Below are 26,971 nucleotides of genomic sequence, written 5' to 3'. Positions count from 1 at the left end.
CCCCGATAGTTTTCAGGCAGCTTTCAGGGTTGTGGACTGTAATCTATTCAGGCAGTGAGAACCATTGCCGATAAGCAGTCCTCAAGGAGTTTTTTGATGAAGAATCGCACGCAGATGCGCGCTCTTGCCGTCGTCGCCGTCACCCTGGCTACGGTCCTCAGCGCATGCGGATCGACCGGCTCGTCCACCTCGTCCGCGTCCAGCACCAAGAGCCAGAGCGGAACGGCCACCAGCGCGGCCAGCAACGACCCGAATCTGCTGTTTGCTCAGTGCATGCGTGACAAGGGCTTCGACGTGCCTGACACGGGCCTGACGCCCGATCAGCTCAACGATCACTCCACCGCCTTCGACTCTGCCCTCAACGAGTGCATGATGAAGGTCTCCGGCTTGACCGGCGAGGACAACATTGCGAACGACCCCGCAGCGCGCGAGTCAATGGTCAAGGCAGCGCAGTGCCTGCGTGAGGCCGGATATGACGTCAAGGACCCGCAGGCGGGCGAAGGCATCAGCGTCAAGGACATCCCCGAGGATGTGCTCAACAAGTGCTTCCAGCAGTCAGGGGCCGCCAAGTGAAGCGTTCGCAAACCCTGCGCCCCGCGGCACTCGCGATCCTGGCGATCGGCGCGCTGACCCTGTCCGCCTGCTCGGGCACCAACACAGACGCCCAAGCCCCCCAGTCCTTTGACGGTGCGACGGAGACCATTACGAAGGGAGACCTGGCGGGGGAGACCACCGTCCAGGGAAACCTCCACTACGCCGACTCCTACACCCTCAAGAGCGCCTTCGAAGGCGTTGTCACCTCCCTGCCCACGCCCGGCACGACCCTCACCCAGGGATCGCACGTGTACACGGTCGGTGGCGACAACACGTATCTGCTCCACGGCTCTACCCCCGCCTGGCGCACGTTTGAGGCAGGCATGGACAACGGCGAGGATGTCACCCAGCTGGAGACCGCGCTGTCCGAGCTCGGCTATTTCGAGGCTACCCCCGATGCCCACTTCGACTGGAACACGACCGTGGCGATCCAGAGGTGGCAAAAGGCCCTCAACTTACCCCAGACCGGCTCGCTGCCGCTGGGCACCGTCCTCTTTGCACCTGAGGACCTGCGTATTGGTGCCCTGAAGGCCCGTGTCGGCGACAACGCGACGATGGAGACGGAACTGTTCACGGCCTCTTCCTCGCGTCAAGTCATCTCCGCGAACCTGAAGCTCTCCGACCAGGCTCTCGGCGTCGTCGGAAACTCAGTGACCGTGCGCCTGCCCGGCTCCACCACCACGACGACCGGGACGATTACCTCGGTCGAACCCCCGCGCGAAAAAGCCAGCGAGGAGGGATCCGAGGAGACGACCAAGGAACGAATTATTCCGATCACCGTCACCCCCGATGACACCTCCGCCCTCGAAGGGCTCCAGGAGGCCTCGGTCTCCCTGGGCCTGACCTCCGAGACTCGCACGGACGTGCTGTCTGTGCCCCTCAGCGCGCTCGTGGCCCTGAGTGCCGACCAGTTCGGCGTCGAGGTCGTGGATGAGTCGGGCAAGATTCGTCGGGTCCCTGTCACCGTCGGCCTGTTCGCGGGAGACCGCGTCGAAGTGAGCGGCGACGAGATCGCCGAAGGCCAGCGCGTGGTGGTGCCCAACCGATGAGCCACATCCTGCAACTGACCGACGTGCACCGGTCCTTCGGCAGCCCGCCCGTGCATGCCTGTAACGGAGTATCCCTGGCCGTCGACGAGGGAGAGTTCGTCGCCATCGTCGGGCCGTCCGGCTCCGGAAAATCCACTCTGCTCAACCTCATCGGAACGCTCGACCGCCCCACCTCGGGCAGCGTGTGCATTAACGGCACAGACGTGTCCTCCCTGCGTGACACGGAGCTGTCGGGAGTGCGATCGTCGCTGATCGGTTTCGTGTTCCAGCAGTTCCACCTGACGGCCGGCGTCTGCGCCCTTGACAACGTCGCAGACGGACTGCTCTATCGGGGCGTGCCCCGTGCCAAGCGTCGCGAGGCCGCGCGTGAGGCTCTGACCCGCGTGGGCCTCGGACACCGCATGGACCACAAGCCCCACCAGATGTCGGGCGGTGAACGCCAGCGCGTCGCAATCGCTCGTGCCATCATCGGGCACCCGGCCCTGCTGCTGGCCGACGAGCCCACCGGCAACCTCGACTCGCGCTCGGGCGCGTCCATCGTCACCCTCCTGCGCGAGCTCAACGAGGCCGGCACCACCATCATCGTGATCACCCACGACAACGACCTGGCGGCCTCGCTGCCCAGGCAGATCGCCATCCGCGATGGCGAGATTGTCTCCGACTCCGCACACCCGGGAGGTGGCCATGGAGAGTGAGAAGAATTCAGAAACCGGTCGCTCCGCCCTGCGCCTCTCGGACGTCGCGCGCCTGGGCCTGACGGGCCTACGCGCTCGCCCTATGCGCGCCGTCCTTTCGGCCCTGGGCATCGCGATCGGCATCGCGGCCATGGTCGGCGTCGTCGGCGTCTCCGCATCCTCGCAGGCCCGCCTGCAAGAGCAGCTGCGGGCGCTAGGTACCAACATGCTGACGGCGCGCAGCGGCGCTGACCTGTCGGGGACGGACCTCATCCTGCCCGAGGACGCCGTGGGCCGCACTCTCATGATCCCGGGCGTCACCGACGCGGCTTCGACGTCGACGCTGAGTGGCGTCTCCGTGTACCGCTCGCGCCTGTCCGACCCGAACGCGACCGGCGGCATCATCACGATGGCGGCTGACACGAACCTCCTGAATGTCGTATCCGGGACCATGAAGAAGGGCACGTGGCTCAACGATGCCACCGCGAAGTATCCGGGCGTCGTCCTGGGCTCGAAAGCCGCGCAGCTGCTCGGCGTCGTCGAGCCAGGCACCCAGGTGTGGCTGGGTGGCATGTCGTTCACCGTCTTGGGCATTATGGATCCAGCACCCCTGGCCGAGGAACTTGATAACGCCGCCCTCATCGGCGTTGCCGCCGCGGACACGTACTTCGGCGCAGGCAAGACCCCCACGACGATCTATGAGCGCTCCTCCGAGGACCAGGTGGAGAACGTCCGCGAGCTCCTCGGACCCACGCTCGCCCCGCAGGGCGCCACCGGCCTCAAGGTCTCACGCCCTTCCGACGCACTGGCCGCCCAAAACGCGGCCGACCAGACGCTCACGACCCTGCTCGCCGGCGTCGGTTCGATCGCCCTGCTCGTCGGTGGCATCGGCGTGGCCAACACGATGATCATTTCCGTCCTGGAACGTCGCAAGGAGATTGGCCTGCGCCGCTCGCTCGGCGCCAAGCGGGGACACGTCACCGTGCAGTTCCTGGCCGAAGCCCTGCTGCTGTCCTTCCTCGGAGGACTCGCCGGATGCCTCATCGGCGCCGGTGTCACCTGGGGCATGTGTTACGCGTACGGCTGGCCGCCCACTCTGCATTGGTGGGTGATCGCCGCAGGCCTCGGCTCCACTCTCCTCATCGGCGCCGTCGCCGGGCTCTACCCCGCGATCCGAGCGGCCCGCACGCCACCCACAGCGGCGCTCGCCTCGCAGTAGGTTGCCCACATAAGAAAGCCGTGGCCGACTCGCCAACCCCGACACCGAGAGGGGAGCGAGCCGGCCACGGCTTTGTTCATGAGCAGGTCAGTTTTGCACGGGACCGCCGTAGATCTCGTCGATGACGGAGGCAAGGCGATGCGTGGCCTTCAGGCGCTTGACCTTGAGCGAGGGTGTGAGCAGGCCGTTTGCCTCCGTGAAGTCGGTCGTGAGGACCTTGATCTTGCGGATCGACTCGGCGCGCGAGACGTGCTTATTCGCCGAGGCCACCGCCTTCTCTAGGGAGGCCAGGACCTCGACGTTCGTGGCTGCCTCCGCCACGCTCATCGGGGGCAGCGAATGGGTGGCGAGCCAATCGGGCAGCATCTCCGCGTCCAGCGTGATAAGCGCGGCGATGAACGGCCTCTGGTCGCCCACGACCAGGACCTGGGAGATGAGCGGGTGGGAGCGCATCGGGTTTTCGAGGACAGCCGGGGCGACGTTCTTGCCACCCGCCGTCACGATGATCTCTTTCGCGCGGCCCGTGATGGACACGTAGCCGTCGCGGTCCAGGGACCCCAGGTCGCCCGTGCGGAACCAGCCGTCTTCGGTGAAGCAGGCGGTCGTTGCTTCGGGGTCGTTGTGGTAGTACTGGAAGATGCTTGGGCCCTTGAGTAGGATCTCACCCTCGTCGCTGATCTTGAAGGACATGGGCGGCAGAGCCGGGCCTACGGTGCCGATCTTGGATAGGTGGGGCGTGTTGACAGAGACCGGGCCGACCGTCTCTGTCAGGCCGTAGCCCTCTAGAACGGGGATACCGACGCCGCGATAGAAGTGGGCGAGCCAAGTGGCCAGGGGTGCGCCGCCCGAGACGATGTAGTCTGCGTTGCCGCCCACCAGGCGGATGATCTGCTGGTAGACGAGCTTATTCGCCAGCGCGTGCTGGGCCTTGAGGGAGGCGCTGGGGCCTTCCTCAGTGTCGAGGGCACGCGAGTAGGCGATCGCGATCTTGGCGGCCCAGCGGAAGATCTTGCGCTTGGGGCCGGAAGCCTTCGTGTCCGCCGAGTTGTAGATCTTTTCTAGGACGCGCGGGACGACGAGGAGATAGGTCGGCTTGAAAGATGCCAGGTCGTTCAGCAGGTTCTTGATGTTAGAGGCGTGGCCAAGCACGCCGTTGCCACTGATCTGGAAGACCTGCAGGAAGCGCGCGAACACGTGGGCCAGCGGTAGGAAGAGGAGCAGGCGCGAGTCCTTGCCGGCGGCAATCTCCGGCATCCACGAGTGGGCGTTCAGGCATAGGTTCGTGAAGTTCTCATGGGACAGGACTGTGCCCTTGGGCGTGCCCGTCGTGCCCGATGTGTAGACGATGGTTGCGATGTCGTCCTTGGTGAGGGCCTCCGAGCGGGCGAGGACGCGCTCGCGCGGGGTGGCCGAGCCCTCCGCGATGAGGGTCTCGATGGCCTCGGAGTCTAGGGAGAGCACGTGGGTGCTGTCCCGGTTTTCTCGCTCTGCTGCCGCGCGCACGATCTCTGCCATGGACACGGTTTCGGTGATGATGAGGTTGACGTCCGCGTCGACGAGGACGTGGGCGACCTGGTCGATGGAGCTGGTCTCGTAGATGGGCACGGGGACGAGGCCGGCCGCCCAGCACGCGAAGTCGAGGAGCGTCCACTCGTAGCGGGTGTGGCTCATAATCGCGACGCGGTCGCCGGGTTCGAGGCCCCGCGCGATGAGGCCAGCGGCGAGCGCGTGCACCTCATCGTAGAAGTCGCGCGCCGTGATGGAACGCCACGTGTCGCCGATACCGATTTTGCGCAGGATGAGGGGGCGGATGGCACTGCGCTGCACGCGCTCTTTCAGCAGGTGGGGGATCGTCGTGTGATCGTCGATGCGCACCAGGACGGGGGCGTGCCACTCGAGGGCTTTGGTGGTCGTCTGCGCCTGCGTCGTCGTGTCGTCGTTGGACGAGGCCGGGGTTTCTTCGGCGGTCATGTCTGCTCCCTGGTCGCTGGGCGGTGTGTGCTGCGGGACGGGGCCAGCGGCGCTCCTACTGTTCCCCCCCCTATCCTACGCGCCCGTAGAACGGGGGAGAGGGAGCGTCGAAGTTCTCTGAACTGTCGCCGAGCCTTGCGGGACAGGATCAGGCGAGAGCATCGCTCGTTCTATTCAATCCCAGTTCAGCGCGAATGATATACGTGCTGTGGTGAGTGAACATCGGCTGGTTCCACGCGATGCGTAGCTCCAGTTCCGGGGAGTTGTGAACACCCCAGTCCGCCACCTCTACCATCCGAGCGCGGTTGTCGGAGTGTGGGATGGCCGCCAGGAACCCATTGAGCCTCTTGAGTGCTATGGCTTCACCCTAGGTCGTCAACGTGCAGATCAGTGCTGTTGAGACCTGTGTCTTTCGGACATTAGCCCCGTCTTTCAATACTGGGTAAAAGGAGGGGCCTCCGTGGTTTCCCACGGAGGCCCCAGCAGCCTAACGCTCAGCCCTTGCGTTTGGCAGGAGCCTCGCCCAGCTTGAAGGACTCGACGACGGCCTCGGTGGCCTCAGCGTCATCGGAGGCGGTCACGGTCAGGGCATCCACGGCCTTTGACGCGGCCTCCAGGTCACCCTTCACGGACTTCAGAGCCTCGACCTGAGCCTGCGGGGCGCGCACCGTCACCGCTAGGAACGGCGTACGCGGCGACACCTTCGCTTCAGACTTCACGCGACGCAGCGCGATCAGAGCAGAGGACGCGGCTTCGAGCACTGAGGGATTGCCCTCGACGCCAGCCAGGTCAGCTACGACCGGCCACGGAGCGGTGTGCACGCTGCCCTCGCGGTACCAGCTCCACACCTCTTCCGTCACGTACGGCAGGTAGGGGGCGAGCAGACGCACGACGTTGTCGATAACGATCGCCAGAGCCGCACGGGCGGATGCGGCCGAGGCCTCGTCCCACGCGCTATCACGGTTGTAGGCGCGCTCCTTGACCAGCTCCAGGTAGTCGTCGCAGAACGTCCAGAAGAACGACTCCGTGACCTCGAGCGCGCGAGAGTGCTCGTAGGACGCCAGAGCAGCCGAGGCCTCGTCGATGACGGAGGCCAGCGTCGCCAGAACCGAACGATCCAGCGGCACCGTCACCTGCGCCGGATCCAGATCGATCGCCGCGCCCTCACCACCCATGGTCAGAGCAAATTTCGAAGCGTTCAGAACCTTGATTGCCAGACGACGACCGATCTTCATCTGCGCTTCGTCGAAGATCGCATCCAAGCCCAGTCGAGCGGACGTTGCCCAGTAGCGAACCGCATCCGAACCGTACTTTTCAAGCAGACCCATCGGGGTGACCACGTTGCCCTTGGACTTCGACATCTTCTTATGATCCGGATCAAGGATCCAGCCCGAGATACCAGCGTGCTTCCACGGAAGTTCTCCGAACTCGAGGTTTGCGCGAACAACGGTCGAGAAGAGCCAGGTACGAATGATGTCCTGACCCTGAGGGCGCAGATCCATCGGGTACGTACGGCTGAACAGATCCTCGTCCTCGAGCCAACCACATGCCAGCTGCGGGGACAGGGACGACGTTGCCCACGTGTCCATGATGTCCAGTTCTCCCACGAAACCGCCGGCAACGCCACGCTGGGCTTCGGTGTATCCAGTCGGAACATCAGACGAAGGATCGACGGGCAGTTCGTCTTCGGCCGGCGTAATGATCTGGTTGTAATCGACCTCGCCGGCCTCGTTCACCTTGTACCACAGCGGGAATGGAACACCGAAGAAACGCTGGCGGGAAACCAACCAGTCATTGTTCAGGCCAGTCACCCAGTTTTCGTAGCGTACACGCATGAAGTCGGGGTGGAATGCCAGCTCGCGACCGCGAGCAACCAGCTCTTCGTTCAGATCCTTACCCGACGCCGGGTTCGTCCACGGCTTGCCACCGTTACGGATGTACCACTGGCGCGAGGTCACGATTTCGAGTGGCTTATCGCCCTTCTCGAAGAAGTTCGTCTGACGCATCGTCTTCGTCGGCTCACCGCGCATCTCGCCGGACTCGGCGAGCATCGCAACCAGGGTCTCGCGTGCGGAGAACGTCGTCTTACCGGCGATCGCCTCGAATGCTGCGATACCTTCAGCGGACGTGATCCACTTGGGCGTTTCAGCGATGATACGGCCGTCCTTACGTAGGATCGCGCGCAGAGGAAGGTCGAGGTCACGCCACCAGTCGATATCCGTGGTGTCACCGAAGGTACAGCACATGGCGATACCAGCGCCCTTATCCATCTCGGCCTGCGGATGAGGAAGAACAGGAACCTCAACACCGAAGACGGGGGAGGCAACGGTCGTTCCGAACAAAGGCTTGTAACGCTCATCATCCGGGTGAGCAACAAGGGCGACACACGCGCCGAGCAGCTCTGGACGAGTTGTCTCGATGCAGACATCCACGCCGTTCTCCACGGGAGCACCGGCAGCGACAGCCTTCGCGGCAGCATCAGCATCTGTGAGGTGGAACGCCAGACGGTGGTAGAAACCCGGGTACTCACGCGACTCAAGCTCAGCCTGAGCAACAGCGGTCTGGAACGTAATGTCCCAAAGACCGGGAGCCTCGCTCTGGTAGGCCTCGCCGCGAGCCAAGTTGCGGAGGAATGCAGCCTGAGCGACCTTGCGGGCGCGCTTACCGATCGTCTGGTAATGCTGCTTCCAATCCACGGACAGACCAAGGTAGCGCCACAGCGCCTCGAACTGAGCCTCATCTTCAACCGTCAGACGTTCGCAGAGCTCAACGAAATTCTTACGCGAAATCGGCTTCTGATCACGAGCCTTGATCGACTTACCTTCGCCACCCTCATGTGGGGGAACAAAGTCAGGATCGTAGGGGAGCGTCGGATCAACGCGAACACCAAAGTAGTTCTGCACGCGACGCTCAGTCGGCAGACCGTTGTCATCCCAACCCATCGGGTAGAAAACGGACTTACCCATCATGCGCTGGTAACGCGCAATAACGTCAGTGTGGGTGTACGAGAACACGTGTCCAACGTGAAGAGAACCCGAAACCGTGGGTGGCGGAGTGTCAATCGAGTACACCTGCTCGCGCGTTGCCGTACGATCGAAATCGTAGGTACCTGCGTTCTCCCAGCTCTCACCCCACTTGTGTTCCAAACCTTCAGCGCCAACACGGTCAGGAACCGTCGGTGCTACAACAGAAGTCGGGGTCGAAAGACGGCCACCCATATCAATATTCTCCATCCGAGTCGTGGACATGTACCCCACTAGAGTAGTGGGGTTTCAAGGGGAAAACCAAACGTGCGCATCGGGTATTCGCGACCTTTGCCCCCTGGTGATCAATCAACGAGGCCCGGGGAGGAACCTCGTTAATGAAACACAATAAAGGCTGGCTACGAAGTCTCCTTCGTAGCCAGTCACGCGAGTGTGAAATCCGCAATCAGAGGACAACAGCATTCATGGGGAGATGGGGTTTTCTTGGTCGGGTTCGCGCAACTGGGAGCGATGACGCGCAGGACAGACAAAGATCAGGAAGACACTTCCTGATCGCGTGCAATAGCAGCGTCGACAGCTGTCACAAGTGCGGGGGACAGACCGGCGTTTTCAGCGGCCAGCAGACCGGCAATCGTGGTGCCATTGGGCGAGCAGACCGAATCAATAAGCTGGGCAGCATTCACACCGCGTTCTTGGCTTGCAAGAAGCAGGTCCGCTGAGCCAGCAACAGCCTGGGCGGCAATCAAGGTGGCAGAAGACTTCGTCAGCCCATGTTTCACGCCGGCTCGGGCAAGCGTCTCAATAATCTGGAAAACCCACGCGGGCGAGCAACTTGCCAACGCCATGAACGCAGGGAATTCTTTCTCGCTGATTCGCACGGTACGCCCGACAGCGCTGAGCAGGCGTTCGGTTGCTCCAAGCTGAGCCTCGGTTGCATCCTGAGAGCAGATTGCGCTCATTGACTGGCCAACCTGTGCGTTGACATTCGGCATCACGCGGATCAAGGGAACCGCTGCGCCGAAATCGCGGAGCATTGAATCAAGGGTGCGACCGGCAGCCAAAGAAACAACGGCCATATCTGGACGCTCGCGAACGATATGAGCGATCTGTTCGATCACTTCAGTCTGAATATGAGGTTTCACCCCAAGGACAAGCAGGTCAACCTGATGAGCGAGCGACCCATTGGATGAAGCAACCTGCCCACCAACTTCGCGGGCAAGCGCCGGAGCATGGACACCATTCGCGTCAGTGAAAAGGAAATCAGCTCCGTTCATTCCGGCCGCAACCGCACCGCGTGCAATTGCGGCGACCATTGAACCGGCTCCAATAAATCCGATGCGCATGTCGATTCCTCTTTCAGGCTCTGCTTGATGAAGGAGCATCCCGCAGTGGATGAAGCGAGATGCTCGCCACTGCTGTGTTCCTTAACCCCTTAGCTTAGTTGGGATAGGCCGTAGTGTGCGCGCCTGTCTGATTTGGAGTCCTTCTCAAAAGTCAGCGCGTGCCGGTCTCATGACGCAAGCGGTGCCCACATGGACGTCGGCGCAACCGGAGTTGGGCGACCTGATTCATTGAGAACCGTGACACATGCTTGTCCGGTACCACGATGCGTCAGAACCTCGTTCAACGCCAAAGGCGTTTCGGGGAATGTCTGAACTCGACGTTCTACCTTTCATCCTCAAGGGGGACGAGGCCGGGTGGCGTGACTCAAGCCAACCTGTTGATAGCCGGATGAGTTATCCACAGTTTTCTTATTGCGTAGGTGCGCGAGGAGGTGTTGCTTCTTAGTGTGTGCGCATGAATGTCACGAATCGTCTGAATGTCGCTCGTCTGACCGAGGCAGTGTTTGAGCCTGAAGATGAGGATCCGCTCGATGAGCCGCGTCCCGAGTGGAAGGTGCGTCTGCTCCCGTCGGTTCAATCGATGGTGCTACTGGGAGTCGTTGTTCTTCTTGTTGCGGGGATCGGTGTGTGGAAAACAACCACGGCATCGTCGGCGAAACAGATGAATGACAGTGAAGACTACGCCAGCACTGAGTCTGGGCAGTCGATTCGGGTAGCGTCATCCGCCAGCCAACCCACGTCGCTTCCGGCACCTCAACAGAACAGAGAACAGGTCACCGTTTATGTGACGGGAGCGGTCAATTCGCCGTCCCTATTGACCCTAGAAATGGGCAAACGGGTCGCTGACGCACTCGAAGAAGCGGGCGGAGTGGCAGAAGATGCCGATGTTGAACAAGTAAATCTAGCGCGCCCACTGGTGGACGGGGAACATATTGTGATTCCTCGGGTGGGCGAGGTCGCACACACCCCTTCTGATTCCTCGTCACCGACCGCATCAACAACTGGGAGCTCATGTATTGACCTGAATACGGCCGATGTTGGTGCTCTCGAGCAGTTAGATGGCGTTGGTCCGGCACTTGCCCGGCGAATCAAAGAGTTCCGAGACCAATCCGGTCCGTTCCAATCGGTGGATGACGTTGATGCGGTGCCGGGGATAGGACCAGCACTACTAGAGAAGATCCGTTCTCGGGCGTGTCAATGAAACCGCCACCGGCAATGCATGATTGGCGTCTTGCCCCCGTGGCGGTGGCAGTCTGGTGCGGTGCCCTCTTCGGAACGAAAACGGACAGCAACACGGCCATAGCTGCTGTTGCTGGTGCTACAAGCCTGGGGTGCGTGTGGATGCTGGCATCGTTGAATGCGGTTCATCCACGCCAAGGGCGTCACACCCTGATCCCATTTGGTTCCCTGCGAGCCCTGCTAGCACTGGTCTGTTTTGCCACTGTTGTGGCCGTGTGTTTGGGGGCGGTCGCTCACAACAGTGCACGGCGCACCGAGGTCTTTCAAGCGGCTCAAACCGGATCGCTGATCACGATACGTGGCGAGCTAGAAGATGATCCATCTGAAGTCTCAGGGAAGTTCTCGTCAGATTCGCAGATCGTTTCCCTTCGCGTGACAGGCGCGGGCACACAAGGGATGCGACCAACTCGCCCTATTAAAGTGCGACTAACAGGAAGCCACTGGCCCACTCTCTATCGTGGGGACACAGTTGAAACCAGGGGAGTGATCGACACTGAGTTCAGCGCGCATCTTCCTTGGGCAGGAATCATTCACACCTCGAAACTGAAATGTGTTGCTAGGCCACAAGGGTGGCGAGCTACGGTGCGAAGAATTCGCGCCGGCCTCGTCGATCTGGTTGCTGACTTGGAACCTCAAGCGCAAGCTTTGGTTCCGGGAATGGCAATCGGTAATGACTCTGCAATGACGAAAGAACTGAAGGAAGCTTTTCGCCGGACCTCACTATTGCATTTAACTGCAGTCTCCGGCTCGCACTTGGCGATCATCATGGGAGTTGCGGCCCTCGTCCTACGAGGCCGCACACGTTTTCGTCTGTTCGGAATCGTAGTAGTTCTGACCATTGTGGTTGCAATAGTTGGGGCAACGCCTGCAGTAATGCGAGCGGTACTCACCTCGGCGTTGGGGATTGGGGCAGAGGCTAGCGGTAGGGGAAAACAGGGGGTGACGACGTTAAGCGCAGTCACCATCGGATCAATCCTGTTCAACCCGTGGGTCGCAAGTAACTTCGGTTTTTCACTCTCCGTAGCGGCGACCTTTGGAATGGTTGTGATCGCTCGGCACATCCTCGATTATCGGCGCAGAAAAATCCGTTCGGACACACTCATCGGCAAAACAATTGGCGTCGCGATTGACTACTTGGCAATCCCAGTCAGTTGCTATGCGATGACTTTCCCCATCCTGCTTCTTGCCACCCCACGCGTCCCGGTATACGGCATACCGGCGAATGTTATGGCCTCGGTAGCGGTTGCGCCGGCGACATTGCTGGCGATCGCGGCAACGTGCCTGCTTGGAGTCTCTCCTTGGCTCGCTCACGCGTGTGCGCAAGGATCAGCGTTCTTCACGCGGTGGATTACGAACGTTGCTTTCTTCTTTGCACACCTTCCAGGGGCTAGCCATCAGCTTTCGTCGCGTGACGTGATCGTCGCTAGCATTGTGAGCGCGACACTGGTGCTCTACTGGAAGCGTGCGCTCGTCATCCCCCTACTACGTCGAGTGCAAACGCATGTGTACATGGAACGTGTCAGACTTATAGGGCGTGCGAAGAAAGAGAGGTAATCAATGGCTAGTCGGGGAAGTAAACCGTCAGCTCCGGTTGCTATTGAACTGGCTCCTATTGTCTTGATTAAGGGCAAAGAAGGGCTGCTGATCGATCGCGCTCTTGATTCTCTGCGCTCGCAGGCGCGTTCTGTAGATCCAAACCTTGAACGCACAGACCTGAACGCTGCCACCTATCAGGCGGGTCAACTGGACATGATTGCCTCGCCATCACTGTTTGGTGAAAGCCGACTGGTGATCATTCGTGACCTTGAAACGATGAGCGACGCTCTTGCCAACGACCTCTTGACCTATATTGCGGCCCCTGCCTTCGATGTGTGGCTTCTTCTGGTTCACCCCGGCGGAAACGCGAAGGGAAAAAAGGTCACCGACGCTATCGCAAAAGCTAAATTCCCCGTTATCTCAGCAGAAATCATTAAATCTGACCGGGACAAGCTTGAGCTGATCCGCTCTGATGTTCGCCGTGCTCACCGTCAGATGGATCGTGATGCGATGCAAGCGATCGTTGACGCGCTTGGCTCCGACCTGCGCGAAATGGCGGCCGCAGTTGCCCAGCTTCTCTCTGACTGCGACGGCACAATCACGCTAGAGGACGTGCATCGTTATCACGCGGGACGCATTGAAGCAAGCAGATTCGAAGTAGCCGATGCAGCCATCGCTGGTGAAACAGCGCGAGCCCTCACCCTTGTACGGCACGCGTTCGCTACGGGTGTTGAACCTCAACAGCTTGTCGCTGCCCTGGCAATCAAGATCCGACAGATGGTGAAAGTATCTGCCTCATCAAGCGGACGCGGAGTCAACGTGGGAATGCAACAGTGGCAGGTGGATATCGTGCGTAGCCAGTTGCGGGGGTGGAACGATCGTTCGCTCGCAGATGCTATCCAAGCGCTTGGACGTGCAGACAGTGAAACAAAAGGCTTGTCCCGAGACCCGCGCTACGCAGTTGAAAAGGCCATTACGACGATCTGTCGGTTGCGTCGAAGGCGTTAAACGCTCAAGTTCGCGGGGCGAACGGGTTACCCAACACGTCCGTCCGTTGCCTGATGAACACGCCGTACACAAACACTTTGGGGTCGCATCTCACGTGGATGCGACCCCAAAGGTGAAGAATGAGCGATCAGCCGAGCGAAGAAACTCGCTTTGCAAGCTTGGACTTGCGGTTAGCGGCCTGGTTCTTGTGGATAACGCCCTTGGAAACGGCTTTATCCAGCTTGCGGGAAGCAGTCTTGAGGGACTCGATTGCGAGCTCTTTGTCTCCTGCTTCAACAGCTTCGCGGGTCTTGCGAACGAGCGTCTTGAGCTCGGACTTCACAGACTGGTTACGAAGACGACGCTTCTCGTTGGTGCGGATCCGCTTGATCTGAGACTTAATATTCGCCACAGTCGGAAAACTCCTTGCTTGAAGTGATTACAGGGTCGGTGAGGGCTGTGTCAGAACCGGGACTGGGACGTGGGGACATCCGCAAACGGCTCGGACCAGACCCCCTGCCCGACCAGGCCGGGAGTCCGACTAACAACGTTACCAGCGCGATACGTCGAACGCTATTTTCTTAGCGGAAAGTGGGCGTGAATGCGCTCACTAAACGCGCTTATGGGTGCTTCTTGAGCGCTTGAAGCATCATTTCCCACGTGTCGCGAGGCACAGTGGCGCCCTCACGCCTGATAGTGCTGGGGCTCACGACAAGAGCTCGGTCCAAGCGAACCTCGGATGGGCGACCTGATGTGTCCCATGCGCCCGATCCGATATCCAGCCAGTACCTACCGTTACATGCTTCCTGTGCCGCGTGAGGTCCTTCCTTACTGTTTTCTGCGGTCAAGTGTGACACGAGGATTCCGACTTCCGCGTGATGGCGGGCGCGAAGTTATCCACACAGTGCACACCCCCTGAGTTATCCACAATTTCTCACCGGGAAGATGGCGCACTTTTCGTCGAAGGCAGACAGTGGGTGCACCAGTGACCAATGCGTACAAGGAGGAACGCGATCATGGCACTTCAGTGCACGTCTGCCACCCCTATCGACGAGGCAGGGAATCCCGCCGATTCGCATGCGCCTGACTGGGGTGGGACCGGCATGGGTTTTCCGCACATGCGTGTGCGCGAGCGTATGGAAGAGGCTCTCCAATCAGACTCGGGCGAGGTAATCGCAAAGATTGAGGAGCTGGTCAAGGATGAATCAGTTGATGTGCGCGAGCGGTTGACGATTGCTCGCGCACTTGTTGATTGGTATGCGCTCAACGACCAAGCAACCGACTGTCTTCGCGTGGCACGTATCGCCACCGAGATCGGAATGGACAACCTGGGACCGTTGGATGAGGATGTGTTGGTTGCCCGTAATTCTGAGCTTTACTGGCAGGTGACGCTGGGAAACTATCAAAATATCGATAAGAACTACCGGATTCTGATTCGCGATGTTGAGCATGTCATGGGGAACCACAGCGAACTTGCGTGGGCGGTGCGAACAAATTCCGCGATGCCCGCTAAAGCTAGGGGTGACTTTACAAAGGCCGTTTCAATTTATCGGCGCGTTGTGCGCGATATGGGGACGCGCTTGGCCGAAGACGACTCGCTGGCGATGGCCGCGCAAGACAACTTGGCTGAAGCCTTGGTGCTGGCTGATAAGTACGACTCTGCACTAAAAATCTATAGAAGTCTGCATGGGATCTCAAAGAAGAAGTGGGGGCTTGAAGACGGAAGAACTCTTCGCCTGCGCGGGGAAATTGCTCGAACAAAATTCTTGCTTGGACGCAGAAAACAGGCGATGAAAGAGTGGAAACAGACGTTCACCGACTGCGTAGAGGTTCTTGGAGCACATAATCCGCTGACACTTGAGATTCATTGTGTTCTTCTTGCTGCGTCGATTGATATGGATGATTCGCAGGCGGTTATCGACCTCTCAGAGATGCTTGTCAATGATCCCCCCGAAGAATTGGAAGAAGAAGAGATCGAAACCTTCCGCCAGATTAGTGAAAGCTATCGTCAGATCGTTGTCATGGAAGGTGAAGAGTAGGGATGCGACACAGTTCTTTTACACGGAAGAACGTGATGTGCGCGAGGTCGCGCGCTCATAGTTGGCACTTGGGGGCGCGTTAATGGGACGATAAAGGGGAATATCTATTGGAGGTACCGTGCCAATCCCTACGCCCGCACAAGTGGAAACGATTCGTCCTGCTCACACCGAGCAGTCACGCCTGCGAAACTTCTGCATCATCGCGCACATTGACCACGGTAAATCCACGCTTGCTGACCGCATGTTGCAGTTGACCGGCATTGTTGAGCAGCGTGATATGCGCGCTCAGTACCTCGATCGTATGGATATTGAGCGTGAGCGTGGCATCACCATTAAGTCTCAGGCTGTTCGTATGCCGTGGACACGAGATGGCCAGGCGTACGCGCTCAATATGATCGATACGCCCGGTCATGTTGACTTCACCTACGAGGTCTCTCGATCGCTTGCAGCGTGTGAAGGCGCGGTTCTTCTGATTGATGCTGCGCAGGGTATTGAAGCACAGACTCTGGCGAATCTTTACCTCGCTCTGGAAAACGATCTTGCGATCATTCCCGTTTTGAACAAGATCGATCTGCCCGGTGCTCAGCCTGAAAAGTATGCTGCCGAGGTTGCTCAGCTGATTGGTTGCGATGAATCCGAGGTCCTGAAAGTGTCGGGTAAGACCGGTGAAGGCGTTGCCGAGTTGCTGGATCGTATCGTCGAAGTCGTTCCCGCTCCGAATGGCAACCCAGACGGTGCAACCCGAGCCATGATTTTCGACTCCGTCTACGACACCTACCGCGGTGTGGTGACCTATGTTCGTGTCGTTGATGGTGCCCTGTCCACGCGCCAGCGCGTCAAGATGATGTCGACCGGCGCGACCCACGAACTGCTTGAAATCGGTGTGATTTCGCCAGAACCGATGCCCAGCGAAGGTATTGCCGCCGGCGAAGTAGGCTACCTCATCACGGGCGTGAAAGACGTGCGTCAGTCGCGCGTCGGTGACACGGTGACATTGAACGTTCGAGGCGCTGAGGAACCGCTGTCCGGATATAAGGATCCGCGTCCGATGGTCTTCTCCGGTATCTACCCGGTTGACGGTTCGGACTTCCCTGATCTGCGAGATGCCCTTGAACGTCTTCAGCTCAATGACGCAGCGCTCACCTTCGAACCTGAATCGTCGGCAGCCCTCGGCTTTGGGTTCCGTTGTGGCTTCTTGGGCCTGTTGCACCTCGAAATTATCCGGGAGCGATTGGAACGCGAATTCGGACTCGACTTGATCGCAACAGCGCCGAACGTTGTCTACACGGTCGTTGCAGAAGACGCGAGCGAGATCATCGTTGAAAACCCGGCGATGTTCCCCGAAGGGAAGATCTCTGAGGTTCGCGAGCCTCTTGTTGAAGCAACAATCCTGACGCCGACTGATTTCACCGGCACGATCATGGAACTCTGCCAGGATCGTCGCGGAACCATGAAGGGCATGGAGTACCTGTCCGAAGACCGCGTCGAGCTCCACTACACCTTGCCTCTGGCAGAAATCGTGTTCGACTTCTTCGATCAGTTGAAGTCGCGCACTCGCGGATACGCCTCGCTCGATTACCAGGAGAAGGGCGAGCAGAGTGCCGATCTGGTGAAGGTCGATATTTTGCTCAACGGTGACCGCGTTGACGCGTTCAGCGCGATTGTTCACCGCGATGCTGCATATGCGTACGGTCAGCGGATGACGAAGCGTCTGAAGGAGCTGATCCCCCGCCAGCAGTTCGAAATCCCTGTTCAAGCGGCAGTAGGTGCACGCGTTATCGCTCGCGAAACGATCAAGGCACTGCGTAAGGACATGCTGGCTAAATGCTACGGCGGTGACATTACGCGTAAGCGCAAGCTGCTCGAAAAGCAGAAGGAAGGCAAGAAGCGCATGAAGTCCATCGGTCGCGTGGACGTGCCACAGGAAGCCTTCATCGCAGCTCTGACATCGGATGTTCCAACCGGAAAGAAGTGATTGTGGCGGATCGCCCCAGCTATCGCCCAGGAGAGGCTCCCGAAGGGGAAGTCTTCTTCGCGCGGACCAAGTCGTTTACACGTCGTAGTCGTGAGCTCCCGCTGAATCTCCAGCGAACCTGGGATGCTCACGCGTCGAAGTATGTGATCGAACCTGAGCGAGGGATCGGCCATACGACTGTCGCCGATACTTTTCGCTTGGATCCGGTTCAACTTTTCGCTCGCAAGGCCCCTCTGACCGTTGAAATCGGATCGGGCACGGGTGAACAGATCGTTGAAGCGGCTCGCACACACCCCGAACGTGATTACTTGGCATTTGAAGTGTGGGTGCCCGGTATCGCGAAGCTGATCTCCAAAGCCGTTGAAGCTGGAGCAACGAATATTCGTGTGATCGAAGCCGATGCTCAGCAGGCGTTCCCGATTGTTTTCGCCGACTCAGTCGCAGACGAGGTGTGGACATTCTTCCCCGATCCGTGGAGGAAGTCGCGTCACCATAAGCGTCGTCTTGTGTCCCCCGATTTTGCGCTCGAGGTTGCACGAATCCTCGCTGACGGCGGTATCTGGCGACTTGCAACCGATTGGGACGACTACGCCTGGCAGATGCGCGACGTAGTAGAGGGATGCCCGTTGCTGGCTAATCCCTACGAAGGCGAGCGCCCCGACGAAGCCGATGAACAACCGACTCGCGGTGGTTTTGCCCCTCGCTTTGCAGGTCGCATTGTCACGCACTTCGAAACCCGAGGCCTTAACGAAGGTCGCGTTGCCCACGACGTTGTCGGAGTTCGTTTGCCTCGTGAAACCACGAATGCGCGTACGACCCAGGGTGAAAATACTTCCGATCAGGCGGAATAAGGAGCTGGCCGTTGCCTCCGGTCCAACCCGATGGAATTGAATGGCCAAAAGATGGCCATCTTGAGCCAGCATTAGCTGAAGTCGACCAAGGGCGTCCGCTTTCGCTCTACGTGCATGTGCCATTCTGCACGGTTCGATGCGGATACTGCGACTTCAACACGTACACAACAGGGTTCGGCGTGGGGGCAGAGCCGGGCTCATACGCGCGCTCAATTGAAGCCGAAGCACAATTCGGTAGGCGCGGCCTCGTGAATGCCGGATTTGAACCGCGACCAGCCGAAACTGTCTTCATCGGTGGTGGAACGCCCACTCTTCTTGACACCGACGAACTGGCACGCATCCTCGATAGCCTGCGAAATCATTTTGGGATCGCACACCAAGCCGAGCTCACGATTGAAGCGAATCCCGATTCAATCGACGCCAAGGGGCTGCTCAAGCTAAAAGAGGCGGGTGTCACTCGGGTTTCTTTCGGAATGCAGTCAGCAGTACCTCAGGTGCTTGCAACGTTGGACCGCACGCACAATCCCCAGAAAGTCCCCTCTGTCGTCCAAGCTGCGCGCGATGCTGGCTTGGACGTGTCCGTCGACCTGATCTATGGGGCGCCGGGGGAGAGCATCGATGATTGGCATCGGTCGTTGGATGCTGCGGTCGCCCTGGAAACGGATCACATTAGTGCGTATGCGCTGGTGATCGAAGAGGGCACAAAAATGGGGGCGCAGGTCGCTCGCGGTGAGTTGCCCATGCCGGACCCGGACGACGAAGCAACCAAGTATGAACTCGCTGACCAGGTCCTTACTGATGCGGGCTTCAAATGGTACGAAATCTCGAATTTTGCGCGCCCGGACGTAAACGAAGCTGGCGTGGAACCGACCGAACTGCGCCACGCAAGTCGACATAACCTGGCCTATTGGCGTGACTGGGACTGGTGGGGGCTAGGGCCCGGCGCGCACTCGCACGTGGGACGTTACCGCTGGTGGAACGTCAAACACCCGACCGCCTACGCGGGGCGCGTGCAAGCGGGAGTTTCTCCGGCGCTCGCGGGCGAAATACTTGAATCCGATGCTCGAGCACTGGAGAAAATCATGCTCGCCGTGCGCACCTCCGAAGGCATACGCGTCTCGGATGTCATCAATATCCACGCGTTGCCAGGCTTGATCGCAGACCAGCTGATCGACGCAGGACATGCGCTGAAAGGGCGGGTCGTTCTGACCCTGAAAGGGCGACTTCTTGCCGATTATGTGACCCGCGAACTCATGGGATTCTAACCTTCATCTCTCGTTGCCACTGCACCCCTACAGGGGTGCCTCTATTCTTGAAAGGGAGCGCGGTCATTACTGGCCGCAGATGATCCGTCAATAGGAGGGCGCAATGAGCCAAGACATGGGACCCAACCCGTACGTCGTCAACATCGAAGATGCGACGATGGAAAACACCAACTACCGCACCACTCTGTGGACTGGTAAGAACTTGCAGCTCACCGTCATGTGCATCCAGCCCGGACACGACATCGGCCTGGAAATTCACGAAGACCACGACCAGTTCCTCCGCATCGAAGGCGGGCGAGGCCTGGTGCAGATGGGGCCGACCAAGGATAATCTGTCCTTCGAGGCCGAAGCCTCAGACGATGATGCCATTTTCGTTCCGGCTGGCTCTTGGCACAACGTCACCGCAATCGGTGATGAGCCCCTTCGCGTCTACTCGATCTACGCTCCGCCGGAGCACGCACATGGCACCATCCACGTGACCTACGAAGAAGCCATGGAAGCCGAAGCCTTGGAGCATGGCGAACACTGAGTTTTATAGAAGGCACTGAGTCTTTCAAGGGGCGGGTGATACCGGAGCGATCCGGTATTACCCGCTTTTTGTTTCCATTCAAATCCAGCCTGTAGTCCCATCGCGGTGCCTCGTCGGCGAAACTAGAGGCTGAGCATGTACGTGAACTGCAACAATGACAAACTTTTGCCGAATTTGCTGAGAAATAGTGCGGTGGTAAACTCCCATCGGCACAGTCTATTAAGTAGAGAGTCCGGTTATATGTCCCAGACAACACAATCGACGGGGACGTCGGTGAAGGAACTGACCCTGCGAGGCGTCATTATCGGTGGCATCATCACCATCATCTTCACCGCAGCGAACGTGTACCTCGGCCTGAAGGCGGGCCTGACCTTCGCAACCTCCATCCCCGCGGCCGTCATTTCGATGGCAATTCTGCGTTACTTCAAAGACCATACGGTCCAAGAAAACAACATCGTTCAAACGATCGCGTCCGCGGCAGGCACACTGTCCGCGATCATCTTCGTTCTCCCTGGCCTAGTCATGGTCGGTTGGTGGCAGGGTTTCCCATACTGGCAGTCGGTCTTCGTCATCGCTCTCGGTGGCATTCTCGGCGTTATGTATTCGATCCCGCTACGTCGCGCACTGGTCACGCACTCTGATCTCCCGTACCCCGAAGGCGTCGCAGCTGCCGAGGTCCTGAAGGTTGGCGACACCAACGAAGGTGCCGAAGAATCCAAGCGTGGTTTGCTCGCCATTATCTGGGGCGGTCTGTCATCAGCTGGTTTTGCCATCCTCGGTTCGATGAAGGTTCTCGGGACCGAAATCGGCACCGCTTTCAAGTTCGGAGCGGGTGGCACCATGGCTTCGGCTTCGTTCTCGCTGGCCCTGATCGGTGTTGGCCACCTGGTTGGCATTGGTGTGGGTATCGCAATGATCGTCGGCCTGGCGATTTCGTACATCGTCTTGCTACCGTGGCGGACCTGGGGAATTGTTGATCCCTCGGCTCTGGCTGACACGGTTGGTACCGTCTTCCGTTCTGAAGTCCGGTTGATCGGCGCCGGCGCGATTGCTGTTGCAGCAGTGTGGACGCTGATCAAGCTGATCGGCCCCATCGTCATCGGTATTAAGGATTCGCTTGCATCGACCGCGAAGCGCGAGTCGGGCGAAACTGTCCCGCTGACCGAGCAGGACCTGTCCGGCAAGATCGTTATCGGCGTGACCCTTGCGGTGATGCTCCCGATCGGTGTTCTGCTCTGGCTGTTCTTAAAAGACACCGCCATTGCACACAACTCGTTGGGCCTGATCATCATTTCGATCCTGTTTATCCTGATCACGGGGCTTGCTGTTGCGTCCGTCTGCGGTTACATGGCGGGTCTGATTGGTGCCTCCAACTCGCCGATTTCCGGTGTCGGCATCATCGTCGCTATCGCAGCTGCCCTGGTTGTGAAGGCTATTCACGGCACCGCATCCGGTGACGAACTGTCCGCCCTGGTTGCCTACACGTTGTTCACTGCAGCCGTTGTTTTCGGTATCTCCACGATTTCGAACGACAACTTGCAGGATCTGAAGACCGGTCAGCTGGTGGGTGCAACCCCGTGGAAGCAGCAGGTTGCTCTGGTCATCGGCGTTCTCTTCGGCGCGATCATCATTCCGCCGGTTCTGAACCTGATGGGAAATGCTTTCGGTTTCCAGGGAGCTCCGGGCGCTGGCGAAAACGCTCTTGCAGCTCCGCAGGCCTCTCTGATCTCTGATTTGATCAAGGGCGTCTTCGGCGGAGACTTGAACTGGAACCTGTTGGGCATCGGCGCACTGATCGGCATCGTCGTCATCATCATTGACGAGGTCCTGAAGAAGACCACCAAGAAGATGTCGCTCCCCGGTCTGGCTGTCGGCATGGGCATGTACCTGCCGATCTCGATCACCCTGACTATCCCGATCGGTGCGCTACTCGGCATGATCCACGACAAGTGGGCCGTTAAGCAGAAGGATCCCGAGAAGGCAAGGCGCATGGGTACCCTGGTTGCCACCGGTTTGATCGTCGGTGAGTCCCTCTGGGGCGTCGTTTACGCCGGTATCGTCGGCTTCTCCGGTAAGGACGCACCACTTGCGTTCATGCCTGACTCGTTCGCGGGAGTTGCTCAGTGGCTCGGCTTGGTCGTTTTCGCTGGTGTGATCGGCTTCTTGTACTCCAAGACCCGCAAGGACACGCTGAACTGATCAACGCGAACTCACGCGTTCTGGTGCGATTGTGCACTGAGGTGCCCGGTGCCCCATGAGGGGTGCCGGGCACCTGCGTTTCGGGCGGGGCGCTGTGGTGGGGTGTGTCGTGTAAGGCGCCGTTTTCTTGGCGGGGAGCCCGATTCTGTCGCCTCGTATAACCGAACTGGTAGGGGCGATCAGCGGAGGGGGGACAGTCGCGTACGTGTCCGTCTGGTCATCAACGGCGGCGTTTCGGGCAGGCACTGCCGCGCAATCTTGCTTAGTGTGGTCGAGTGATGTCCCAAGAAAACCGCTTCGACCCATATTCGACTTCGTTCGACCCGTATGGCACGGATATTTTGAGCTCCGACCCGCACCGTGAGGGGCCACATGCGCTTCGCCCGCGTTCGCAGGAAATCCCGGTTGAACTGGGCATGGTGTTAGAGGACGTGGCAACAGGCTGGGTGGGTGCTGTTATTCGCGTTGAAAAATCGGGTGGCATGCACGTCGTTGAATTAGAAGATCGGCGAGGCTCTGTCCGTTCCTTCCCGCTCGGTGGCGGTTTCTGGCTGGAGGGCCGTCCCGTTATGCTTGCGCCACCTCGTCGACAAGAATCTGATGTGCCCACACTCAAGCCTCAGCTGACTACCCATGGTGGGCGTGCGGTGACGAACTCGGGTTCGATTGCTGGGCCGAAGGGGGGCCCGAAGATAGCGAAGCAGTCGCGGATCTGGGTTGAGGGTCGCCACGATGCGGAGCTCGTCCAACACGTGTGGGGCGATGATCTGGCAGAAGCGGGAGTAGTCGTCCAGTTGCTTGAGGGCGTGGATCATCTTGAAGAGATCCTGGAAGTCTTCGGACCGTCTGATGAAGTTCGCGCCGGTATTCTGGTCGATCACCTTGTGGAGGGGTCGAAAGAGTCGCGGATTGCCCAGCGTGTTCAGTCGCGTTGGTCTAGCGGTGTGCTGGTTGTTGGTCACCCGTTTGTGGATATTTGGCAGGCTGTGAAACCTGCTCGCCTGGGGCTGACTCGCTGGCCGGATATTCCGAGAGGTACGGATATTAAGCATGGCACTCTCGATGCGCTGGGCTGGTCGCATGCAAATCAAGCGGATATTGCGATGGGGTGGAAGCGAATTCTCGCCCAGGTCCGCAATTATAAGGACGTTGAGCCGGCTCTGTTGGGGCGCGTTGAAGAGCTGATTGATTTTGTCACTGAACCCGGTACTCGTTAGCGTCTGCGCAGTTGGGGGATATTTCCACCGCCGTTCATTGTTTCGTAGTGACGAGGCCGGGACTGTCAGCAAAGACTTTGCTTGAGTAGTGCCCATTGTGAAGAGGTAGTGCCAACGTTGTGCTCGTTACTTCGGCTGGGTGCTTTGATGGGCAGGGAGTAGAATTGGCACTCAGATAGAGTGAGTGCCAGATTCGTGTCGAAACCGATCCTTCACATCACGGCTTCGATGGCGTGTGGTACTCCGCGTCAGTTTTCGCTTGGAACGGAGGACACATGAACGACGATCGTCGGCTCGGCGTTCTTCGAGCGATCGTCACTGAATACGTGCACACCCGTGAACCCGTGGGTTCGAAGGTGATTGCTCAGTCGCACGATTTAGGTGTTTCTTCTGCGACGATTCGTAATGACATGGCTCTGTTGGAAGAAGCCGGTTTGATCTATCAGCCTCATACCAGTGCTGGTCGTGTTCCCACGGATAAGGGCTACCGACTTTTTGTTGATTCCCTGTCCGCGTTGAAACCGATGAGTGACCCGGAGCGCAGTGCTGTTGAGCATTTCCTTGAGGACTCTTCGAACCTGGACGATGTGGTTGTTCGGACCGTGCGTCTGCTGGCGCAAGTAACGCATCAGGTGGCTGTTGTTGAGTATCCGACGTTGGCGTTGCAGACGTTGAAGCGGGTAGAGATCGTTGATCTTGCTGCGACCAACGTGCTGGTCATTGTCGTGACCGATTCCGGACGCGTTTCTCAGGACACTATTGAGCTTCGTACGCAGTTGACTAGCGGAGATATTGCGGTTCTTCGCGAGAAGCTCAACGCTGTTTTTTCAGCTCTTGGCCCCGATGAGATTCTTGCTAGCGTCGAGGCCCTGAAGGCGCTTCTTGAAATGCGTTTGCATGATGTGGCAGATGCTCTTGCCCAGAGCATTGCGCGTCTCCTTCGCCCCAGTGGTGAATCGAAGATCGTCATGGCTGGTATGTCGAATCTTGCTAGGGGAGCGGTTGACTTCCATGATATTGCGCCGGTCTTAGACGCTTTGGAAGAGCAGGTGGTATTGATGCGCCTGTTCTCTGAACTGCAGCTTGATGATGATGTTCATGTTTCGATCGGTGCGGAAAATGAACATGACGCGCTTGCTGAAGCATCGGTTGTGGCTTCCACGTACCATGCGCCTCCACGTAGTGGTGATACGCGTGCTCACCTTGGTATTGTTGGCCCGACTCGCATGGATTATGCGCGAACGATGGCTTCGGTCAGGGCTGTTGCTGCCTATCTTTCGCGGTACTTGAATCGCTAGATTACCTCCCATGAGCTTTCACCGCCGATGCGGTGATCACACGAAAGAACATAAGGAACGAAGACGAGTGAACGACTACTACGAGGTCCTTGGCGTATCAAAGGATGCGACTGTCGACGAGATTAAGAAGGCGTATCGCAAGAAAGCACGTCTGCTACACCCTGACTACGCTGGGCCCGAGTCAGAAGAGGCTTTCAAAGAGCTTTCTGTCGCCTACGAAACGCTCTTAGATCCCCAGAAGCGTCAAATGTATGACCTTGGAGGGCCGGATGCCTTGCGGGGTGGCGGTTCACCATTTGGTGGTGCTGGTGGCGGGTTATCTGACATCTTTGATGTGATGTTCTCTGGTTTCTCCGGTCAAGCTTCCGGGCCTGCGCCTCGCGTTCGTCGTGGTTCCGACCAGCTGATCGGCGTGGAGATTTCCTTGAAGGACGCTGTTTTCGGCGCGAAGAAGGAAGTTTCATACGGAACATATATTCTGTGCGATTCGTGCCATGGTTCGATGTGTGCTCCGGATACTGAGCCCACACGGTGCGGGACGTGTAATGGAACGGGCTCGGTGACGCGCGTCCAGAACACGATGTTTGGTCGTATGCAGTCGCGTGGAGCCTGTCCGACCTGTCAGGGGTATGGCACGATTATTGCATCGCCCTGCCATGAATGTGCCGGTCAGGGGCGTGTTCGTTCGCGTCGTACGATTACGGTTGATATTCCCGCCGGTGTAGACGAAGGAACTCGTATCAGGGTTGATTCCGAGGCTGAAGTTGGCCCCGGTGGCGGTCCGAATGGTGATCTCTATCTTGAGATCAACGAGAAAGCGGATGATGTTTTCGTCCGCCAAGGCGATGACTTGCACACGTGGATCACGATCCCGATGACAACGGCGGCCTTGGGCACGAAGTTTGACCTCGATACGTTCGACGGTGCGCAACACGTCGAGATCCCGGCTGGTACTCAGCCGAATGCTGATATTGAACTGAAGAACTTGGGCGTCAGTCGTTTGCAGCGTTCTGGTCGCGGTGACTTGCACGTCCACGTGAATGTTGAGATCCCGAAGAAGCTTGATGATCGTTCGCGTGACCTTCTTGAGCAGCTTGCGAATCTTCGCAAAGAGACGCGTATCGAACCTGACCGTCGTCCCTCGTCAATGTTCGACAAGATCCGCGAAGCGTTCACTGGCCAATGACACGTCCCGTTTTCATTTACGAGGGCGACCTCGTCCCCTGCGAGTTGGATGCAGGCGATACAGTCTCGCTTGAAGGAACTGAAGGCCATCACGCGGCCACCGTTCGGCGCATCGGAGTAGGTGAGTGGATCGACCTGATAGATGGCCACGGAACGAGGCTCACGTGCGAGGTTCTCTCCACCTCGAAGAAAGGTCTTGTTCTTCGTGTCGATCAGCGTGTGATCGAACCTCAGGCGACGCCCCAACTGATTCTTGTTCAGGGGCTTGCAAAGGCTGGACGAGACGAACAGGCAATTGAAGCCTGCACCGAAATCGGGATTGATCAAGTGATTCCCTGGCAATCTGAGTATTCGGTTGTCCGGTGGAACGGTTCAAAAGCCTCAAAAGGTAAAGCGAAGTGGGAATCCGTCGTTCGTGCGGCCGCTAAGCAGGCGCGGCGAGCGTGGATCCCCAGCGTCGGCGACGTTGTCAACTCAAAAGCGCTCGCCACATGGGTTGAGGCAAAGAGAGAAGCCGGGGGCAAAGTTTTAATTTGCCACGAGGAAGCAACCGAATCGCTGAGCTCAATCATTGCCAGTGATCCCACGTCATTCACCACAGCGTCAAGTTTGACGCTGCTGGTTGGCCCAGAAGGCGGAATGAAGAGCGAAGAAGTGAACTGGCTTCAAGACGCTGGGGCGTCTTTGGTTGGTCTTGGCGCGAATGTTCTTCGCTCGTCGACGGCTGGAGCCGTGGGAGCGACACTCTTAAGCGCGACGCTTGGACGCCTGTAACTCGAGCGTATGTACTGCGGGCCGACAGTGAATACCGTCGGCC

Annotated in this window: 21 protein-coding genes and 1 pseudogene; 17 read left to right on the top strand and 5 right to left on the bottom strand. The window is 58.8% G+C overall.

Going from position 1 to position 26,971, the window contains the following annotated elements:
• The first annotated feature begins 96 nt into the window (after positions 1-96).
• From G5S47_RS05195 to G5S47_RS05180, 4 genes are read left to right on the top strand one after another with little or no spacing between them, the layout of a single operon-like run.
• Positions 97-573, top strand: a complete 477-nt coding sequence (locus tag G5S47_RS05195; RefSeq protein ID WP_219585230.1) for a hypothetical protein — start codon at positions 97-99, stop codon at positions 571-573.
• The gene (locus G5S47_RS05190; RefSeq protein WP_181002091.1) at positions 570-1,643 is read left to right on the top strand and encodes a peptidoglycan-binding protein; all 1,074 of its coding nucleotides are present in this window, start codon (positions 570-572) and stop codon (positions 1,641-1,643) included. The genes G5S47_RS05195 and G5S47_RS05190 overlap by 4 nt, the downstream gene beginning before the upstream one ends.
• The gene (locus G5S47_RS05185) at positions 1,640-2,338 is read left to right on the top strand and encodes an ABC transporter ATP-binding protein (RefSeq protein ID WP_006681299.1); all 699 of its coding nucleotides are present in this window, start codon (positions 1,640-1,642) and stop codon (positions 2,336-2,338) included. The genes G5S47_RS05190 and G5S47_RS05185 overlap by 4 nt, the downstream gene beginning before the upstream one ends.
• Positions 2,328-3,536 carry an ABC transporter permease gene (locus tag G5S47_RS05180; RefSeq protein WP_006681298.1) on the top strand — a complete coding sequence of 403 codons (1,209 nt, stop codon included), beginning with the start codon at positions 2,328-2,330 and terminating at the stop codon, positions 3,534-3,536. Before G5S47_RS05185 ends, G5S47_RS05180 begins: the two co-directional genes overlap by 11 nt.
• A gap of 87 nt (positions 3,537-3,623) precedes the next feature.
• On the opposite strand, the gene G5S47_RS05175 is transcribed toward G5S47_RS05180, so the two are convergent.
• The 4 genes and pseudogenes from G5S47_RS05175 to G5S47_RS05160 form a co-directional block, all read right to left on the bottom strand.
• Positions 3,624-5,507 (bottom strand): AMP-dependent synthetase/ligase, encoded by a 1,884-nt coding sequence (locus tag G5S47_RS05175; RefSeq protein ID WP_219585229.1) that lies wholly within the window; start codon positions 5,505-5,507, stop codon positions 3,624-3,626.
• Between the two features lie 494 nt (positions 5,508-6,001).
• Positions 6,002-8,725, bottom strand: a complete 2,724-nt coding sequence (gene valS / locus G5S47_RS05170; protein ID WP_219585228.1) for a valine--tRNA ligase — start codon at positions 8,723-8,725, stop codon at positions 6,002-6,004.
• Between the two features lie 299 nt (positions 8,726-9,024).
• Positions 9,025-9,834 (bottom strand): pyrroline-5-carboxylate reductase, encoded by an 810-nt coding sequence (gene proC / locus G5S47_RS05165; RefSeq protein WP_006681295.1) that lies wholly within the window; start codon positions 9,832-9,834, stop codon positions 9,025-9,027.
• A gap of 167 nt (positions 9,835-10,001) precedes the next feature.
• Positions 10,002-10,145 (bottom strand): annotated as a pseudogene (locus G5S47_RS05160) (helicase HerA-like domain-containing protein); the annotation flags it as partial.
• 143 nt (positions 10,146-10,288) lie between these two features.
• On the opposite strand from G5S47_RS05160, the gene G5S47_RS05155 reads away from it, so the two are divergent.
• Genes G5S47_RS05155 through holA form a run of 3 tightly spaced genes read left to right on the top strand, consistent with a single transcriptional unit; the run spans position 10,289 to position 13,617 of the window.
• Positions 10,289-11,035 carry a helix-hairpin-helix domain-containing protein gene (locus G5S47_RS05155; protein ID WP_219585226.1) on the top strand — a complete coding sequence of 249 codons (747 nt, stop codon included), beginning with the start codon at positions 10,289-10,291 and terminating at the stop codon, positions 11,033-11,035.
• A complete protein-coding gene (locus G5S47_RS05150) occupies positions 11,032-12,627 on the top strand; it encodes a ComEC/Rec2 family competence protein (protein ID WP_219585225.1) in 1,596 nt (531 codons plus the stop codon). The genes G5S47_RS05155 and G5S47_RS05150 overlap by 4 nt, the downstream gene beginning before the upstream one ends.
• Positions 12,628-12,630: 3 nt before the next feature.
• Positions 12,631-13,617, top strand: coding sequence for a DNA polymerase III subunit delta (gene holA, locus G5S47_RS05145; RefSeq protein WP_179369775.1), 987 nt, complete (start codon positions 12,631-12,633; stop codon positions 13,615-13,617).
• Between the two features lie 127 nt (positions 13,618-13,744).
• On the opposite strand, the gene rpsT is transcribed toward holA, so the two are convergent.
• Positions 13,745-14,008, bottom strand: a complete 264-nt coding sequence (rpsT, locus tag G5S47_RS05140; protein WP_006681291.1) for a 30S ribosomal protein S20 — start codon at positions 14,006-14,008, stop codon at positions 13,745-13,747.
• A gap of 604 nt (positions 14,009-14,612) precedes the next feature.
• Between rpsT and G5S47_RS05135 the strand changes: the two genes are divergently transcribed.
• The 10 genes from G5S47_RS05135 (at position 14,613) to G5S47_RS05090 (ending at position 26,928) form a co-directional block, all read left to right on the top strand.
• On the top strand, positions 14,613-15,635 hold the full coding sequence (locus G5S47_RS05135; RefSeq protein WP_219585224.1) for a tetratricopeptide repeat-containing protein: 1,023 nt from the start codon (positions 14,613-14,615) through the stop codon (positions 15,633-15,635).
• Positions 15,636-15,753: 118 nt separating this feature from the next.
• Positions 15,754-17,610 (top strand): translation elongation factor 4, encoded by a 1,857-nt coding sequence (lepA, locus tag G5S47_RS05130; protein WP_219585223.1) that lies wholly within the window; start codon positions 15,754-15,756, stop codon positions 17,608-17,610.
• On the top strand, positions 17,607-18,461 hold the full coding sequence (gene trmB / locus G5S47_RS05125) for a tRNA (guanosine(46)-N7)-methyltransferase TrmB (protein ID WP_219585222.1): 855 nt from the start codon (positions 17,607-17,609) through the stop codon (positions 18,459-18,461). The genes lepA and trmB overlap by 4 nt, the downstream gene beginning before the upstream one ends.
• Positions 18,462-18,472: 11 nt before the next feature.
• Entirely contained in the window at positions 18,473-19,726 is a 1,254-nt protein-coding gene (gene hemW / locus G5S47_RS05120) for a radical SAM family heme chaperone HemW (RefSeq protein ID WP_219585221.1), read from the top strand.
• A gap of 103 nt (positions 19,727-19,829) precedes the next feature.
• Positions 19,830-20,255, top strand: a complete 426-nt coding sequence (locus G5S47_RS05115; RefSeq protein ID WP_006681285.1) for a cupin domain-containing protein — start codon at positions 19,830-19,832, stop codon at positions 20,253-20,255.
• 240 nt (positions 20,256-20,495) lie between these two features.
• Positions 20,496-22,454 carry an OPT family oligopeptide transporter gene (locus G5S47_RS05110; RefSeq protein ID WP_179369771.1) on the top strand — a complete coding sequence of 653 codons (1,959 nt, stop codon included), beginning with the start codon at positions 20,496-20,498 and terminating at the stop codon, positions 22,452-22,454.
• A gap of 278 nt (positions 22,455-22,732) precedes the next feature.
• Positions 22,733-23,671 carry a DUF3097 family protein gene (locus G5S47_RS05105; protein WP_103631945.1) on the top strand — a complete coding sequence of 313 codons (939 nt, stop codon included), beginning with the start codon at positions 22,733-22,735 and terminating at the stop codon, positions 23,669-23,671.
• Between the two features lie 275 nt (positions 23,672-23,946).
• Positions 23,947-24,969: a heat-inducible transcriptional repressor HrcA gene (gene hrcA, locus G5S47_RS05100; protein ID WP_219585220.1), complete on the top strand. Its 1,023-nt coding sequence runs from the start codon at positions 23,947-23,949 to the stop codon at positions 24,967-24,969.
• Between the two features lie 67 nt (positions 24,970-25,036).
• Positions 25,037-26,155, top strand: coding sequence for a molecular chaperone DnaJ (gene dnaJ / locus G5S47_RS05095; RefSeq protein WP_219585219.1), 1,119 nt, complete (start codon positions 25,037-25,039; stop codon positions 26,153-26,155).
• Positions 26,152-26,928 (top strand): 16S rRNA (uracil(1498)-N(3))-methyltransferase, encoded by a 777-nt coding sequence (locus G5S47_RS05090; protein WP_219585218.1) that lies wholly within the window; start codon positions 26,152-26,154, stop codon positions 26,926-26,928. The genes dnaJ and G5S47_RS05090 overlap by 4 nt, the downstream gene beginning before the upstream one ends.
• Positions 26,929-26,971: the final 43 nt, after the last annotated feature.

Origin of the sequence: Schaalia turicensis (assembly GCF_019380255.1) — a bacterium.
GTDB lineage: Bacteria > Actinomycetota > Actinomycetes > Actinomycetales > Actinomycetaceae > Pauljensenia > Pauljensenia turicensis_A.
This window is presented reverse-complemented; position numbering and strand designations above follow the sequence as displayed.

Bases quoted from the DNA above. Each gene is read 5' to 3' on its own strand.
- holA (WP_179369775.1), top strand. From the start codon at position 12,631: ATGGCTAGTCGGGGAAGTAAACCGTCAGCTCCGGTTGCTATTGAACTG.
- proC (WP_006681295.1), bottom strand. From the start codon at position 9,834: ATGCGCATCGGATTTATTGGAGCCGGTTCAATGGTCGCCGCAATTGCA.
- G5S47_RS05155 (WP_219585226.1), top strand. From the start codon at position 10,289: ATGAATGTCACGAATCGTCTGAATGTCGCTCGTCTGACCGAGGCAGTG.
- G5S47_RS05150 (WP_219585225.1), top strand. From the start codon at position 11,032: ATGAAACCGCCACCGGCAATGCATGATTGGCGTCTTGCCCCCGTGGCG.
- G5S47_RS05185 (WP_006681299.1), top strand. From the start codon at position 1,640: ATGAGCCACATCCTGCAACTGACCGACGTGCACCGGTCCTTCGGCAGC.
- valS (WP_219585228.1), bottom strand. From the start codon at position 8,725: ATGGGTGGCCGTCTTTCGACCCCGACTTCTGTTGTAGCACCGACGGTT.
- G5S47_RS05105 (WP_103631945.1), top strand. From the start codon at position 22,733: ATGTCCCAAGAAAACCGCTTCGACCCATATTCGACTTCGTTCGACCCG.
- G5S47_RS05090 (WP_219585218.1), top strand. From the start codon at position 26,152: ATGACACGTCCCGTTTTCATTTACGAGGGCGACCTCGTCCCCTGCGAG.
- G5S47_RS05110 (WP_179369771.1), top strand. From the start codon at position 20,496: ATGTCCCAGACAACACAATCGACGGGGACGTCGGTGAAGGAACTGACC.
- G5S47_RS05175 (WP_219585229.1), bottom strand. From the start codon at position 5,507: ATGACCGCCGAAGAAACCCCGGCCTCGTCCAACGACGACACGACGACG.
- G5S47_RS05135 (WP_219585224.1), top strand. From the start codon at position 14,613: ATGGCACTTCAGTGCACGTCTGCCACCCCTATCGACGAGGCAGGGAAT.
- hrcA (WP_219585220.1), top strand. From the start codon at position 23,947: ATGAACGACGATCGTCGGCTCGGCGTTCTTCGAGCGATCGTCACTGAA.
- G5S47_RS05195 (WP_219585230.1), top strand. From the start codon at position 97: ATGAAGAATCGCACGCAGATGCGCGCTCTTGCCGTCGTCGCCGTCACC.
- G5S47_RS05115 (WP_006681285.1), top strand. From the start codon at position 19,830: ATGAGCCAAGACATGGGACCCAACCCGTACGTCGTCAACATCGAAGAT.
- G5S47_RS05180 (WP_006681298.1), top strand. From the start codon at position 2,328: ATGGAGAGTGAGAAGAATTCAGAAACCGGTCGCTCCGCCCTGCGCCTC.